Source organism: Nitratireductor arenosus, assembly GCF_009742725.1.
GTDB lineage: Bacteria > Pseudomonadota > Alphaproteobacteria > Rhizobiales > Rhizobiaceae > Mangrovimarina > Mangrovimarina arenosa.
Map to the genome: position 1 here is coordinate 911109 of NZ_WPHG01000001.1, position 15531 is coordinate 926639.

The 15531-nt window shown below is 64.0% G+C and carries 16 protein-coding genes; 2 read left to right on the plus strand and 14 right to left on the minus strand.

Translation table 11 applies throughout. From position 1 onward, the window contains the following. The first annotated feature begins 82 nt into the window (after positions 1-82). Positions 83-304 carry a hypothetical protein gene (locus GN330_RS04365; RefSeq protein WP_156711417.1) on the plus strand — a complete coding sequence of 74 codons (222 nt, stop codon included), beginning with the start codon at positions 83-85 and terminating at the stop codon, positions 302-304. Between the two features lie 278 nt (positions 305-582). After that, complete coding sequence (locus GN330_RS04370) at positions 583-954, plus strand: hypothetical protein (protein ID WP_156711418.1); 372 nt, start codon at positions 583-585, stop codon at positions 952-954. A gap of 80 nt (positions 955-1034) precedes the next feature. Here GN330_RS04370 and lpdA read toward each other — a convergent pair whose 3' ends face one another. From lpdA to GN330_RS04440, 14 genes are all read right to left on the minus strand, one after another. After that, complete coding sequence (gene lpdA, locus GN330_RS04375; protein ID WP_156711419.1) at positions 1035-2441, minus strand: dihydrolipoyl dehydrogenase; 1407 nt, start codon at positions 2439-2441, stop codon at positions 1035-1037. A gap of 25 nt (positions 2442-2466) precedes the next feature. Then, the gene (locus tag GN330_RS04380) at positions 2467-2646 is read right to left on the minus strand and encodes an SDR family oxidoreductase (protein WP_425487151.1); all 180 of its coding nucleotides are present in this window, start codon (positions 2644-2646) and stop codon (positions 2467-2469) included. Positions 2647-2680: 34 nt separating this feature from the next. Then, positions 2681-3205, minus strand: coding sequence for a hypothetical protein (locus GN330_RS04385; protein WP_343040255.1), 525 nt, complete (start codon positions 3203-3205; stop codon positions 2681-2683). A gap of 14 nt (positions 3206-3219) precedes the next feature. Further along, a complete protein-coding gene (locus tag GN330_RS04390) occupies positions 3220-3648 on the minus strand; it encodes a VOC family protein (RefSeq protein WP_156711421.1) in 429 nt (142 codons plus the stop codon). Between the two features lie 55 nt (positions 3649-3703). Then, positions 3704-4318, minus strand: coding sequence for a LysE family translocator (locus GN330_RS04395; protein ID WP_156711422.1), 615 nt, complete (start codon positions 4316-4318; stop codon positions 3704-3706). A gap of 26 nt (positions 4319-4344) precedes the next feature. Beyond that, positions 4345-5913, minus strand: coding sequence for a 2-oxoglutarate dehydrogenase complex dihydrolipoyllysine-residue succinyltransferase (gene odhB / locus GN330_RS04400; protein WP_156711423.1), 1569 nt, complete (start codon positions 5911-5913; stop codon positions 4345-4347). 40 nt (positions 5914-5953) lie between these two features. Further along, entirely contained in the window at positions 5954-8941 is a 2988-nt protein-coding gene (locus GN330_RS04405; protein ID WP_156711424.1) for a 2-oxoglutarate dehydrogenase E1 component, read from the minus strand. Positions 8942-9061: 120 nt separating this feature from the next. Beyond that, a complete protein-coding gene (sucD, locus tag GN330_RS04410; protein WP_156711425.1) occupies positions 9062-9967 on the minus strand; it encodes a succinate--CoA ligase subunit alpha in 906 nt (301 codons plus the stop codon). 106 nt (positions 9968-10073) lie between these two features. Beyond that, positions 10074-10694 carry a hypothetical protein gene (locus GN330_RS04415; RefSeq protein WP_156711426.1) on the minus strand — a complete coding sequence of 207 codons (621 nt, stop codon included), beginning with the start codon at positions 10692-10694 and terminating at the stop codon, positions 10074-10076. A 4-nt stretch (positions 10695-10698) separates the two neighbouring features. Continuing rightward, complete coding sequence (gene sucC, locus GN330_RS04420; protein WP_156711427.1) at positions 10699-11895, minus strand: ADP-forming succinate--CoA ligase subunit beta; 1197 nt, start codon at positions 11893-11895, stop codon at positions 10699-10701. Positions 11896-11909: 14 nt separating this feature from the next. Continuing rightward, positions 11910-12875, minus strand: coding sequence for a malate dehydrogenase (mdh, locus tag GN330_RS04425; RefSeq protein WP_156711428.1), 966 nt, complete (start codon positions 12873-12875; stop codon positions 11910-11912). A gap of 265 nt (positions 12876-13140) precedes the next feature. Beyond that, positions 13141-14325, minus strand: coding sequence for a cell division protein ZapE (gene zapE / locus GN330_RS04430; RefSeq protein WP_156711429.1), 1185 nt, complete (start codon positions 14323-14325; stop codon positions 13141-13143). Between the two features lie 47 nt (positions 14326-14372). Beyond that, positions 14373-14942, minus strand: a complete 570-nt coding sequence (locus GN330_RS04435; protein WP_156711430.1) for an AprI/Inh family metalloprotease inhibitor — start codon at positions 14940-14942, stop codon at positions 14373-14375. Positions 14943-15042: 100 nt separating this feature from the next. After that, positions 15043-15510, minus strand: a complete 468-nt coding sequence (locus tag GN330_RS04440) for a VOC family protein (protein ID WP_246188491.1) — start codon at positions 15508-15510, stop codon at positions 15043-15045. Between the last annotated feature and the right edge of the window lie 21 nt (positions 15511-15531).

The window sequence follows — 15531 nt, forward strand, 5'->3', positions numbered from 1 at the left end:
GATCACCAAAAGCGTGATTTGGCGCGCTCGCGCCGCATTGCTATGATGCGCCGTACGATCCGACGATCAGGGAGACTTCCGCATGAAGACCGCACTCCTCTTGGCAGCGGCGCTGGGTTTTTCGACAGCCGGCGCGCAGGCTTGCTCGATGCACAACGATCACAATTCGGCCAGCGCCGGGAAGATGACGGTTGCCGGCGTCGAGGATAAAAAGGCGCCGATGACAACGGTCGACGAGGACGCCAAGACCGCCTCGATCGAGAAGCCGGCGGAGAAAGCCGCAAAAGCGGACTTGGCGGAATAAGGCCGCCAATGGCCTGCCGGACGGCATTGGACGGGCCCGCACGCGCGCATCCGCGGCTGGGATGTCGAGCGACAAGCGACCTTTAGCAATTTCAACGCTAGCGATATCGATCTTCAAAGAGGTCGGCTCTCAAAGCGAGAGGGCATTTAGCAGGCGTTTTTTCCGGGTTTTGCCGAACCCCGCCTTTCACGATGTATAATCGACCGCGCCACTTCGTGATGAAACCGGCCGCCTCCAAGCACGTTTACCCGGCGAGCAATGCACGAAGGAGGTGTGTCATGAACGCTCCAGACAGACGTCCCGAACAGGATCCGACGCGTCCTTTCGGTCCCGGCGGCATCGATCGTGATATCGCCGATCCGACGCGACCATACGATCCGCGCCTTCAGACCGAGATCAACCCCGGCCCGCGCGGACTGATGGCGGCGACGATCGCGGTTGTCGTCGTGCTGCTTGCCATCGTTGTCTTCAGCATGATCGGCGGCGGCGACACGCAGACCGCCGACACGACTGGCAACCCGCCCGTGGCTGAACGCGTCGACGACACGACGACGAGCGCGGTCGGCACCGAGGCCGACCAGCCGCGGGAGGAAATCCCGCCGATCGAACCGAAGAACGACGCGCCGGTGGAGACCGCTCCGGCCGAGTAATTCCTCCCCCAAGCACTGGCCGGCCCCTCGGGGTCGGCCTTTTTCGTACGTCGTTACAGCCGCCCGGGCGAACCCTCGAACTACATGTGGATCGGCTTGGCGAAGGTCGCAAGCGCGGCCTCCTTGACCGATTCCGACATTGTCGGATGACCGTGGCACGTACGGGCCAAATCCTCGGACGAGCCGCCAAATTCCATCAGAACCGCGACTTCCTGGATCAGTTCGCCGGCACCGAAACCGACAATATGCGCGCCAAGCACGCGGTCGGTCTTCTTGTCGGCGAGGATTTTCACGAATCCGTCGGTCTTGAGCATCGCACGCGCCCGCCCATTGGCCGAGAACGGGAACTTTCCGGCCCGGTAGTCGACGCCGGCCTTTTTCAGCTCCTCCTCGGTCTTGCCGATCGAGGCGACTTCGGGGCTTGTGTAAACGACGCTCGGAATGACGTCATAGTTCACATGGCCGGCCTGGCCGGCGATGATCTCGGCAACCGCAACGCCCTCGTCCTCGGCCTTGTGCGCCAGCATCGGTCCGGCGATGACGTCGCCGATCGCGTAGATGCCCGGGATCGAGGTGCGGAAATGACCGTCCGTGCGGACCCGACCGCGCTCGTCGAGCACGACGCCGGCCTTTTCGCAGCCGAGACCTTCGATGAACGGCTTGCGCCCGGTCGCGACCAGAACGACATCGGCGTCGAGCGTTTCGGCATCGCCACCCTTGACCGGTTCGAAGGTAACGGTCGCGCCCTTTTTGGCTTTCTTCACCCCGGTCACCTTCTGGCCGAGCTTGAAGACAAGACCCTGCTTGCCGAGCATGCGCTGGAATTGCTTGGCGACCTCGCCGTCCATGCCGCCGAGGATGGTGTCGAGATACTCCACCACCGTGACCTTGGTGCCGAGGCGGGCCCATACCGAGCCCAGTTCGAGCCCGATCACGCCGCCGCCGACCACCACCATCGAGGACGGCACCCTCTCCAGCGCCAGCGCGCCCGTCGACGACACGATCGCCTTTTCATCGAATTCCAGCTCGACCCCGGGAATGCCGGCAACGTCGGAGCCGGTGGCGATCACGATGTTCTTGGCCTCGATCTCCTTGGTTGCGCCATCGGCGTCGGTCACTTCCAGCTTGCCCTCGCCGATGATCCGGCCGGTGCCGCGCAGGCCGTCGATCTTGTTCTTCTTGAACAGGAAATCGAGACCCTTGGTGTTCTGCTCCACCGTTTGGGTCTTGTGCGCCATCATCGCCTTGAGATTGAGCTTCGGCTTGCCGACCTCGACACCCAATGCCTCCAGGCCATGCCCGGCTTCCATGAAGGCCTCCGAGGCATGCAGCAACGCCTTGGAGGGAATGCAGCCGACATTGACGCAGGTTCCGCCATAGGTCTGGCGTTTTTCCACCACCGCCGTCTTCAGTCCAAGCTGCGCGGCCTTGATGGCGCAGACATATCCGCCCGGCCCGCCCCCGATCACGACAACGTCATATGTCATGCCTGCTTCCTTTCGTTCGGTTCTTTCAGCGGCCGCCGCCCACTGTGAGGATCGCGCCCGTGGTATAGGACGCCTCGTCTGACAAAAGCCAGAGCACGGGCGATGCAATTTCGTCCGGTCTGCCTTTCCGTTTCATCGGCACGGCTCCGCGCAGGCGCCAGAGCCGATCGGCGTCCGTAGATGGAGCCGCTTCCCGCCAGGACACAGCCCGCCGGTAATCAGCAGCACATTGCCGCCTCTCATTCCTGGCACCCGCCGAGCGCAAAAACGTCCCAGGGAAGGACGCTCACGCCATCGGCGCCGTAAATGCGCGAGTGGCGCACAGCGGTACCGAAACCCGGCAAAAGCAGCTGCGCGGCCGCTGACGTCCCGCGTTCCGGCATCGTCGCGACCGTGCCACCGGCGTCGATGCCGTAGATCGGCCCTTCCCAGATCGTACACACCGCCAGTTCCTCGCCGGTGACGTCGCCCTCGGGACATTGGTGCATGACCAGACCGTACGGCCGGGCGCCGGGGTCGGTGTGCATCACGATGCCGTCGAGCACGACGCCGTTCTGCGCGAACGTCAGCTTGAATTCGATCGCGTGCAGGGCCGCGCCCGGCAGGGCGGGACGGAAATCGATCGCCGCTGCCGCCTCACGCTCGGAATAGACGGCCAGTTCCTGCGGACAGGCCGCGCCCGCCTCGGTGGCCGGCAAAGCCAGCACCGCGAGCGCGGCAAGGGCTCCGCGCCGGCCGCGCGCGGACGCGGACCGCTTCTGCACGGCGGTCTCCATCTCTATCCGCCTTGTTCCAGCGGCGCGTTGAAGGACCATACATGGCCGAACGGATCGCGGATCTTGCCGTAGCGCGCACCCCAGAACTGGTCGTCGACCGGCATGACGATCTCCGCGCCGGCCGCGACGGCGCGGGCAACGGCCGCGTCGACCTCGTCCGGCTTGGCGAGATTGATATTGACCGTCATGCTCGCGCCGCCGCGCGAGATCGGGCCCAGCACGTCGCTGGAGAACTCGGGAAACTCATCTTGCAGCATGACTTCCGAACCGAATATCGACAGGTTGGCATGCAGCACGCGCTCGCCGTCTTCGGCCATCTGCTCGAACGTCTCGACCGCGCCGAAGGCCTCCTCGTAGAAGGCGATCGCCGCCTTGCCGTCCTTGACGCAAAGATGACACTGGATCGGGGGAATGTCCGGCTCGAAGGCCATATGAACTCAGTCCTGTTGTTGGTTTCAATGCGCCGGGCATGGCGGCGTCCGCGCCCTATCGCTCCGCGAGTGCGAGACGCAGACCAAACCCGGTAAATGTCAGGGCGACCGCGCGTCGCATCCAGCGTAGCACTCGTTCACTTTTCAAAAGCTTCGCGCCGACCATCGCCGCGAAACCGCCATAGACGACGAAGACCGCGAAGGTCATCGCCATGAACACCGCGCCCAGCCCCAGCATCCGGCCGATCGGCGAGGCCGCCGCCGGGTCGACGAACTGCGGCAGAAAAGCGAGAAAAAACACCGACAGTTTCGGGTTGAGGATATTGATCAGAAAGCCCGTGCGCACGGTCGACAGGAGACCCCGGTCCGTTCGGCGATCGCCGTCGAGCCGCATCGGGCCGCTGTCTTTGAGCGTGCGCCAGGCGAGGTAGAGGAGATAGGCGGCACCGGCATATTTGAGTACCTGGAACAAAACCGCGCTGGTGTGCAGGATCGCGGCCAGGCCGAGTATGGAGGCGAGGATCGCGGGAACGATGCCGAGCGTGCAGCCCAAGGCGGCGGCGATGCTGGCCCGCCGCCCGGCCGAAAGTCCAGTCACGACCGTGTAGACCACGCCGGTGCCCGGCACCAGAATGACGATCAGCGCGGTAATCAGATACTCGATACTCATCGCGACGCCTCCCGGCGTTTGGACGTTTAGAGGTCCAGCACCAGCCTTTCGGGATCTTCCAGGCTTTCCTTGACCCGCACCAGGAAGGTAACCGCCTCCTTGCCATCGACGATACGATGATCATAGGAGAGCGCAAGATACATCATCGGCCGGATCTTGATTTCGCCCCCCACCACCATCGGCCGTTCCTGGATCTTGTGCATGCCCAGAATGCCCGATTGCGGCGCGTTGAGGATCGGCGTCGACATCAGCGACCCGTAAACCCCGCCATTGGAAATAGTGAACGTGCCGCCCTGCATGTCGGCGAGCGCCAGTTTGCCGTCGCGGGCGGCCGCGCCCAGCCGGCCGATCTCCTTCTCGACCTCGGCGATCTCCATCTGGTCGGCATCGCGCACGACCGGCACCACCAGCCCCTTGTCGGTGCCGACGGCGACGCCGATGTGGCAGAAATTCTTGTAGATGATGTCGGTACCGTCGATCTCGGCGTTCACGGCCGGGATTTCCTTCAGCGCATGGCAGACGGCCTTGGTGAAGAAACCCATGAAGCCGAGCTTGACGCCGTGCTTCTTCTCGAACAGGTCCTTGTATCGGGAGCGCAACTCCATCACCGCCTTCATGTCGACCTCGTTGAAGGTCGTCAGCATGGCGGCGGTGTCCTGGGCGTCCTTCAGCCGTCGCGCGATCGTCTGGCGCAACCGCGTCATCTTCACGCGCTCCTCGCGCGGTTCGTCCGCCTGCGAGGTCGGCGCGCGCGCCGCTTTCGGCGTCTCCGCCGGCGCGTTCGGCGCACGCCGGGTAGGCTCGTCGCCGCCCCTGGCGGGCGTGCCGCCATCCTTGCCACGCTCGACCACGGCCAAAACGTCGGATTTCAGGATCTGACCGTCCTTGCCCGAACCGGCGATGTCGCCGGCCTGGAGCTTGTGTTCCTCCATCAGCTTCTGCGCGGCCGGGGCCGGCGGGCGCGGGGAGTCCGTCCCACCGTCGCTGTGGCGCGCATCGCGGGCCGCCGACGGCGCGGCATCGCCGGCCGCGGCTCCCGCTTCGATGCGAGCAAGCAGCGCCCCGACTTCGACCTCGTCGCCTTTCTTGACAGCGAGTTCGCGCAGCACTCCGTCGACCGGCGACATCACTTCCTGGGCGGCTTTGTCGGTTTCCAGTTCCAGGATCGGCTCATCAACCTTCACCGCATCGCCGACGGCCTTGTAGACCTCGCCGACCTGGGCCTCGGTCACGGATTCACCCGCCGACGGCACATTGACGTCGATCAGCTTGCCGCTGCTGGCCGAGGCGGCCTTCTCGCCGCTCGCCTCCGCCTTCGCACTCTTCTTATCGTCGTCCGCCTTCGGAGTGGCGGCACCGGCTTCGCCGAGCGTCCCCAAAAGCGCGCCCACCTCGACGGTCTCGCCCTCCTGAACGGTGATCTCGTCGAGCGTGCCGGCGGCAGGGGCCGGCACCTCCAGTGTCACCTTGTCGGTCTCCAGTTCAACGATCGGCTCATCGGCGGCGACGGTTTCACCCGCCTTCTTGAACCAACGGCCGACGGTGGCTTCGGTGACCGATTCACCGAGTGTGGGAACGCGAATTTCGCTTGCCATGATATGTACTTCCGTTGCCTTCAGTTGGACCCGGGCGGGTTCACTCGCCGAGCGCGTCTTCGAGGAACGCCTCGAGCTGCGCGAGATGTTTGGACATCAGACCGGTCGCCGGCGAGGCCGCGGCCGGACGGCCGGCATAACGCACGCGCTGATGTTTGGCGTCGATATGGGCGAGCACCCATTCCAGATAGGGGTCGATGAACGACCAGGCACCCATATTCTTGGGCTCCTCCTGGCACCACACCATTTCCGCGTTGCGGAACCGGGACAACTCGTTGATCAGCGCTTTGGCCGGAAACGGGTAGAGTTGTTCGACCCTGAGCAAGTAGACGTCGTCGATGCCGCGGCTTTCGCGGTCCTCGTAAAGGTCGTAATAGACCTTGCCCGAGCACAGCACGACCCGCCGAATCTTGGAATCCTTGACCAGCTTGATCTTCTGGTCGGGCAGCATTTGCGCGTCGTCCCACAACAGCCGGTGGAAGGTGCTCTCGCCCGCCATTTCCGCCAGCGTCGACACCGCGCGTTTGTGGCGCAGCAGCGATTTCGGCGTCATCAGAATCAGCGGCTTGCGGAAGTCTCGCTTCAACTGCCGCCTGAGGATGTGGAAATAATTGGCCGGCGTGGTGACGTTGGCGACCTGCATGTTGTCTTCGGCGCACAATTGCAGGAACCGTTCCAGCCGGGCTGAGGAATGTTCGGGGCCCTGGCCCTCGTAACCGTGCGGCAACAGGCAGACCAGCCCGGACATTCTGAGCCATTTGCGCTCGCCCGACGAGATGAACTGGTCGAACACCACCTGGGCGCCATTGACGAAATCGCCGAACTGGGCTTCCCACAGCACCAATGCGCGCGGATCGGCCAGCGAATAGCCGTATTCGAAGCCGAGCACGGCCTCTTCCGACAGCATCGAGTTGATGACCTCGTAATGGGCCTGCGCCGGCCCGAGATTGTTGAGCGGGATGAAGCGGCGCTCCTCCTTCTGGTCGTAGAGCACCGAATGCCGCTGGGAGAACGTGCCGCGTTCTGAATCCTGGCCCGACAGCCGCACCGGTGTGCCGTCCAGAAGGATCGCGCCGAACGCCAGCGACTCCGCCAGCGCCCAGTCGATGCCCTCGCCGGCCTCGAGCGCCTTGCGGCGGTTGTCCAGAAAACGGTTGATCGTGCGGTGCGCCTCGAAATCCTCGGGCACCTCGGTCAGTTTCCTGCCGATCTCCTTCAGCGTCTTGAGCGGCACGGCCGTCTTGCCGCGGCGCTGTTCGTCCTGGTTGTCGGCCGTCCTCAGCCCCGACCAAGCACCGTCGAGCCAGTCTGCCTTGTTGGGTTTGTAGGCTTGGCCGGCCTCGAATTCCTCTTCCAGCCTGGCGCGCCAGTCCGCCTTCAGTTCTTCGAACTCGCCTTCTGTGATCAGGCCTTCCTCGATCAGCTTCTTGCCGTAGATCTGGACGGTCGTCGGGTGCGCCCGGATCTTCTTATACATCATCGGCTGGGTGAACGCCGGCTCGTCGCCCTCATTGTGGCCAAAACGCCGGTAGCAGAACATGTCGATGACCACCGGCTTGTAGAACTTCATCCGGAACTCGGTCGCGACCTTGGCCGCGTAGACCACCGCCTCGGGATCGTCGCCATTGACGTGGAAGATCGGCGCCTCGATCATCTTGGCGACGTCGGACGGATAGGGCGACGAGCGCGAGAAACGCGGATTGGTGGTGAAGCCGATCTGGTTGTTGATGATGAAGTGAAGCGTGCCGGCGACGCGGTGCCCGCGTAGGCCCGACAGGCCCAGGCACTCCGCCACCACGCCCTGGCCGGCAAAGGCGGCGTCGCCGTGCAGAAGCAATGGCAGCACCTTCACCCGTTCGGGCAGCGGCACGACCTCCTCGCGCTTGCGCCCGAAAATCTGGTCCTGCTTGGCGCGCGCCTTGCCCATCACCACCGGATTGACGATCTCCAGATGCGACGGGTTGGCGGTCAGCGACAGATGCACGGTATTGCCGTCGAACTCCCGATCCGAGGAGGCGCCGAGATGATATTTGACGTCGCCCGACCCTTCGACATCGTCGGGCGCGAAGGAGCCGCCCTTGAATTCGTGGAAAATGGCGCGATGCGGCTTGCCCATCACCTGAGACAGCACGTTGAGCCGGCCGCGATGCGCCATGCCGAACACAACCTCTTTCATCCCGAGCGCGCCGCCGCGTTTGAGGATCTGCTCCAGCGCCGGGATCAACGACTCGGCGCCGTCGAGGCCGAAGCGCTTGGTGCCCTTGTATTTGACGTCGATGAACTGTTCGAAGCCTTCCGACTCGATCAGCTTCTGCAGAATGGCGCGTTTACCGTTGGCGGTGAAGGCGATGCCCTTGTCGGGCCCCTCAATGCGCTCTTGGATCCACGCCTTCTCCTCCGGATTGGAGATATGCATGAACTCCACGCCGAGCGTCGAGCAATAGGTGCGCTTGAGGATGTCGAGCATTTCGCGGATGGTCGCGAATTCGAGCCCCAGAACATGGTCGATGAAGATCGGCTTGTCGTAGTCGGCCTCGGTGAAGCCATAGGCTTCCGGTGACAGCTCGTTATAGTCCTCGAGCGGGTTCGCCAGCCCGAGCGGGTCGAGATTGGCATGCAGATGGCCGCGCATGCGGTAGGCGCGGATCATCATGATCGCGCGCACCGAATTGCGCGTCGAACGCAGCATATCCTCGTCGGACAAGGAAACACCGCCCCTGGCGGCCTTGTCCTTGATCTTGCCGGAGATGCGCGCCTCGACCTGTCCCCAGTCGCCGTCGAATGCCGACACCAGTTCGCCATTGGCCGTGATCGGCCAGTTGGGTCGCTCCCACGAAGCGCCTTGCGCATTCTTGCGCACGTCGTCGGCGTCGTCCTTGAGTTGGGCGAAATAGTCGCGCCAGTCCGCGTCGACGGATGTCGGATCGTCCTGATAGGCGGCGTAGAGTTCCTCGATATAGTGGGCGTTGCCGCCATAGAGGAATGAGGTGATCGAGAACCGGTCGTTGGCCTGATCCTGCCGTGCCATTACCCTGTCGGAGCCTGTGCGCCCCGTCCCTAGTTTAGATGCACCCGCCGCTATGCGGCCGGTCTTTATTCGTTTCCGTCCGCCCCATGCGTCGCCATCGTGGCCAACACATGGCGGCGATCAGCCCTTGATCGCCTCGACCAGCGTCTGGCCCAGCCGCGCCGGCGACGGCGACACCTTGATCCCGGCTGCCTCCATCGCGGCAATCTTGTCTTCCGCGCCGCCCTTGCCGCCGGAGATCACCGCCCCGGCATGGCCCATGGTGCGTCCGGGCGGCGCCGTGCGCCCGGCAATGAAGCCGGCCATCGGCTTGCTGCGCCCCTTCTTGGCCTCGTCCCTCAGGAACCGCGCTGCGTCCTCCTCGGCCGAGCCGCCGATCTCGCCGATCATGATGATGGATTCGGTTTCCGGGTCGGCCAGGAACATCTCCAAGACGTCGATAAACTCCGTGCCCTTGACCGGATCGCCGCCAATGCCGACCGCCGTCGTCTGGCCGAGCCCGGCATTAGTGGTTTGGAACACCGCCTCGTAAGTGAGCGTGCCCGAGCGCGAGACGACGCCGACCGAGCCTTTCTTGAAGATATTGCCCGGCATGATGCCGATTTTGCATTCGTTCGGCGTCAGCACGCCCGGACAGTTCGGGCCGATCAGGCGCGAGTTCGACCGGTCGAGCCTGGCCTTGACTTTGACCATGTCCATGACCGGAATGCCTTCGGTGATGCACACGATCAGCGGGATCTCTGCCTCGATCGCTTCAATGATGGCGGCCGCCGCGCCCGCCGGCGGCACGTAGACGACCGAGGCGTTGGCACCGGTCTTTTCCTTGCCTTCCGCCACCGTGGCGAAGATCGGCAACTGCGCGCCGCTTTCGACCGAACCCCAGGTCTCGCCGCCCTTCTTCGGGTGGACGCCGCCGACCATCTTGGTGCCGTGATAGGCCAGCGCCTGCTCGGTGTGGAAGGTGCCGGTCTTGCCGGTCAGACCCTGGACGAGAACTTTGGTGTCTTTGTTGACGAGAATGGACATGCGAACGGTAACTCCAGAGCCTGTCAGGGTTCGAATGGGAAAGCCGCGCCGGCACGTGCAGCCGGCAAGGCGATGGGGGCGGAGGCGTGAGCGGCGTCGAGAAAGGTCATTGCTCGTCCTCCCGCGGCTGCGAGGACGAGAATTTCAGCATTTGGCCGTCGAAGCCGGCCTGCTCGGCATAGGGGCTGCCGGGCGGAATGAAGGTCAGATAGGTGTCGAGGGTGCGCGGCATCGACGGCGGCGGTCCCCAAAGATGGGAAACCACGATCTCGTCGCTGTGCGACTGCGCCGGCTTGATGCCCAGAATATCGGACACCGCCGCGGCCGCGACGGGCTCCGTCGCCTCGAAATCATAGAGATAGCAGCCGATCGCATCGAGATACTCCGACACTGTCAGCGACACGACGAGATGCAGCACGCGCCCTTCGACGTCCCGCGCGAAAGTCTGCGCGCGAAACGACATGCCGGGCATGTCGGCCTTGGCCTCCTCAAGCGCGGCCTCCGACTTCGCCATAAGCGTGCCGAACTCGCTCTGCTCGACGGGCGTGAAGACCTCCCAGCCAACTTCCCCGGCCCGAGCAAGCGTGCCCTCGTAGCTCAGGCGCTGCGGGACGCAGCTTTCTTGGAAGGTTGTCGCGAAACGCGTCGACCATTCCTCGCCCGCCTGAACGCCTGACGGTGCCGACAGCGCCGTCACGAGCATGACAATGGATGCGGCGCGTCGCACGCGACTAACCCTCTTTCACCGCCTCGACGATCTTGCGGGCGGCATCATCGAGATCGTCGGCCGCGATCACGTTGAGGCCGCTCTCATTGATGATTTTCTTGCCGAGTTCGACATTGGTCCCTTCCAGCCGCACGACCAGCGGAACCTTCAGACCCACTTCCTTGACCGCGGCGACCACGCCTTCCGCGATCACGTCGCAGCGCATGATGCCGCCGAAAATATTTACCAGGATGCCCTTTACGGCCGGGTCGGCGGTGATGATCTTGAAGGCGGCCGTGACCTTTTCCTTGGAAGCGCCGCCGCCGACGTCGAGGAAGTTGGCCGGTTCGGCTCCGTAGAGCTTGATGATGTCCATCGTCGCCATGGCAAGGCCCGCGCCGTTGACCATGCAGCCGATATTGCCGTCGAGGGCGACATAGGCGAGATCGTGCTTGGACGCCTCGATTTCCTTTTCGTCCTCCTCGGTCTCGTCGCGCAGCTCGACCATGTCGGGATGGCGGTAGAGGGCGTTGGTGTCGAACGACACCTTGGCGTCGAGCACGCGCAGCCTTCCGTTGGTCATGACGATCAGCGGATTGACCTCGAGCAGACTCATGTCCTTCTCGACGAAGGCCTTGTAGAGGATCGGAAACAGCGTCTCGCCGTCCGTCGCCGCTTCGCCCGAAAGCTCCAGCGCCGCATTCAGCTTGGCGATGTCGGCCGCCGTCACACCCGCCTCGGGGTCGATCGCCACGGTGATGATCTTGTCGGGCGTTTCCTCGGCCACAGCCTCGATGTCCATGCCGCCCTCGGTCGAAACCACGAAAGCGACCTGACCGACGGTGCGGTCGACCAGGATCGACAGATAGAGTTCGCGGTCGATGTCGGCGCCGTCCTCGATATAGAGCCGGTTGACCTGCTTGCCGCCCGGTCCGGTTTGCTTGGTGACCAGTGTGTTGCCGAGCATCTCGCCAACATTGGCGACAACGTCCTCGATCGATTTCGCCAGCCGGACCCCGCCCTTGGCGTCGGCGCCGAGTTCCTTGAACTTGCCTTTGCCGCGACCGCCGGCATGGATCTGGCTTTTGACAACGTAAAGCGGGCCGGGCAGCGACTTCGCCGCCTTTTCCGCTTCGTCGGCCGACAGGATCGCCACGCCCTCGGCGACGGGCGCGCCAAAGCCTTTCAGGACCTGTTTGGCCTGATATTCATGAATGTTCATTGGGCCGCGCTCGCTTATTTCTTCAGATTCGGGGCGATATTCATGCAGGCTTCGCACAGGCCGGTGACGGCGGCCACCGACTTGTCGAACATCTTCTGCTCGGCCTTGTTCAAGCTGATCTCGATGACCCGCTCGATGCCGCCGGAGCCGATCACCGTCGGCACGCCGACATAGAGATCCTTGACCCCGTACTGGCCGGACATGTGCGCGGCGCAGGGCAGGACGCGCTTCTTGTCCTTGAGATAGCTCTCCGCCATCGCCACCGCCGAGGCCGCCGGCGCGTAATAGGCCGAGCCGGACTTCAGCAGCCCGACAATCTCCGCGCCGCCGTCACGCGTGCGCTGGACGATCTCGTCGAGCTTCTCCTTGGAAGTCCAGCCCATCTTGACGAGGTCGGGCAGCGGAATGCCGGCCACGGTCGAATAGCGCGTCAGCGGCACCATCGTGTCGCCATGACCGCCGAGCACGAAGGCGGTGACATCCTCGATCGAGACCTTGAATTCCTCGGCGAGGAAATAGCGGAACCGTGAGGAATCGAGCACGCCGGCCATGCCGACCACGTGGGTCTTCGGCAGGCCCGAGAATTTCTGCAGCGCCCACACCATCGCGTCGAGCGGGTTGGTGATGCAGATCACGAACGCCTTGGGCGCGTATTTCTTGATGCCGGCGCCGACCTGCTCCATCACCTTCAGATTAATGCCGAGCAGGTCGTCGCGGCTCATGCCCGGCTTGCGCGGCACGCCGGCGGTCACGATGCACACGTCGGCGTCCTTGATCGCCGAATAGTCGTTGGCGCCCGAGAAATGGGCGTCGAAGCCCTCGACCGGCGCGGACTGTGCGATATCGAGGCCCTTGCCCTGGGGGATGCCTTCGGCGATGTCGAACAGGACGACATCGCCGAGTTCCTTCAGGCCGATCAGATGGGCGAGCGTTCCGCCGATCATGCCGGAACCGATAAGCGCGATCTTTCTGCGTGCCATTCGAGAGCTATCCCCGCAATATGTGGGCTACCATGGCCCAGTCAGGTTGAGATTGAAAGGCATCGGCTGGTGTTCGATGCCTTTAGTCGAGGCGAAATTCGCGCGTGGCCTTAGACTCGCACGAAAAAAAAGACAACCGATTCTTCGAGCATAAATAAATTCAATCGTTTAGAAACGACAGGAATTACGTAAACGTCAAAATTATTGCGCAAATTCCGCGTCCGCACAATCCCGTGAAGCGTGAAACGGGGTCGCGCCCGCCGCTTTAGGCATGTCCTTCGGCGCTGGCGGACTCGGCCGGCTCTTCACCGGGCCAGTCGCGACTTTGCATTTCGATCAGCCGCGAGGCCGTGCGGTCGAACTCGAAGGATTCCGTCGTACCGGTGCGGCCGCGGTAAAGCCCCTGCGGTTGCGCCGCGGCGCTGGCGACGAGACGCAGGCGCTTGTCGTAGAGCGTGTCGATCAGCAGGATGAACCGCTTGGCCTCGTTGCGGCCGCGGTCGTCGAACACTGGAATGCCCTCGACGAACACCGTCCTGAAGCGGGCGGCGATCGCAAGATAGTCGCGCGCGCCGAGCGGGCGGGCGCACAGTTCCTCGAAAGTGAAGCGGGCCGCGTCGCGGACGGAGCGCTCGACGCGGATGGTACGGCCCTTGACCTTGATCGTCTCGGTCGCCTCACCCGCGCCGTCGGCATAATTCGCCCAGGCCGCCTCGAAGGCGCCGCGGGCGTCCGCGTCGAGCGGGGTCAGATAGACCGGCAGCCGGTTCAGCTTTTCCAGCCGATAGTCCGTGTCGCTGTCCAGGCTCATGACGTCGGCGTGACGCTCGAGGATGGCGATGAAGGGTTCGAACAGCGGTCGGTTCAGCCCGTCGCGGTAAAGATCAAGCGGCGCCACGTTCGACGTCGCCACGAGCACCACCCCCTGGTCGAACAGGGCCGAAAACAGCCGCGACAAAATCATTGCGTCGGCGATGTCGGTGACGGCGAATTCGTCGAAGCACAACACCCAGGCTTCGTTCGCCAGTTCCCGCGCCACCGGCGGAATCGGGTCATCGCCCTTGGCCTCGCCGGCCTTGACGGCGGCGCGGTGGCGCCCGATCCGGTCATGCACCTCGGCCATGAAGTCGTTGAAATGGACCCGTCTTTTGCGATTGACCGGTGCCAGGTCGTAAAACAGGTCCATCAGCATGGTCTTGCCGCGCCCGACCGCGCCGTGGATGTAAATCCCCTTGACCGGCGCCTTCGGCTCGCGCCGGCGTGCGAAAAGCCAGCCGAGTGCGCTCGACTTCGCGGCAAGTCGCTTGGTCGCCAATTCCTCGATCAGCTGGTCGAAACGGTCTGCGATTTTTTCCTGGGCGGCGTCGCGCGTCACCGCGCCGCGCTCGACCAGATCGCGATAGGCCTGCCGCACCGAGGCAAAAGGCTGAAGTCCGTCGCGCAAAGACATGGGCCGGTCTCGATATCGCGATCAACTTGGAAAGCGGAGAGCCGTGTTCACCGCGACAGCGAAATCGGCTGGCCGGACGTCATCTGGCCGTCGAAGCGTTCAGCACCGGACGAATAGAGCCGGGCGAGCACGCCGCCGCCGGCGTCGTAGAGCGAAAGCTGCTTGCCGGCGACGTTCCAGGATTTCACGCCGTCGAGCGGTGCCGGACAACGCAGCGGCCCGGCCCGAAAGCCCTGGCCGAACTTGGTCTGCGGCGTGGCGACCCGGCAGGACTGGCCGGAGACAGACGCGTTCCAGACACCGGCGACGCTACCGACGGTCAGTTCGGCCGCCGTCGCGGGAGCCCCGGGCAGTTCGGCCGGCGCGTCGGGGTCGAGCGCTGCGACCTCCGTCTCGCCTGACTCCGTGGCTGTCGAGGGCGGCTTGGGGAAACTCGACGGGTCGGTCGGCCCGGTCGGCGCGGGCGGCGGCAACTGTCCGGCTGTGACCGTACCGGCAGGCGCCGGATTGAGCGGTTCGGGCCGTGAGCCGAGCGAGCCGAGCCGGGAACTCTGGCATCCGGCGAGCGCGACGGCACACAGCGTCAGCACGAGCGGGCCGGAAATCGAAAATCGCATCATAGTCCTCCGTGGGAACTCGCGACGGGACACGCCCCGCGGTCACGAGTTCAATCGCGACAATCATGGCAATGTTGCGGTTAATTGCACGATGGCATGGTTAAATTTGGGTTTCCGCCGTCGAATCTTCTCGCGATATAGCGCGGCTGGGCACGAATATATAGCCCGAAGGGCCGACGATGTGGCATTCGCGCAAGCCGTGCGGCTTGTCGAGCGTCCCCGAAAGGATGGTCGATCCCGCGCTGCGGGCGCGACCCTCGATGCGATCGGGATCAACGCCGTAGATCCGGATTTCCATGCCGACGCCGCGCCATTCGGCATCGACGACGACCCCCGCCATCTCGTGGTCGGCATAGCTATGGTCGGCATGCAGCATCAGAACCGAACCGGCGATTTCGACGGCGGCGAAATCCTCATCCGCATAGATCGTGTTGGCGCCGATCACCTCGCGGAAGAACCGTTCCATCGGATCGATCTCGGGCACGAGAAGGTTGAGACCGATGCCCCGCGGCAATGACCGCCCGAAATCGTCCGCCGGCATCCACGGGTCCTTGCCGCGCTTTTTCAAAGCCGCCTCCCTTGGCGATCC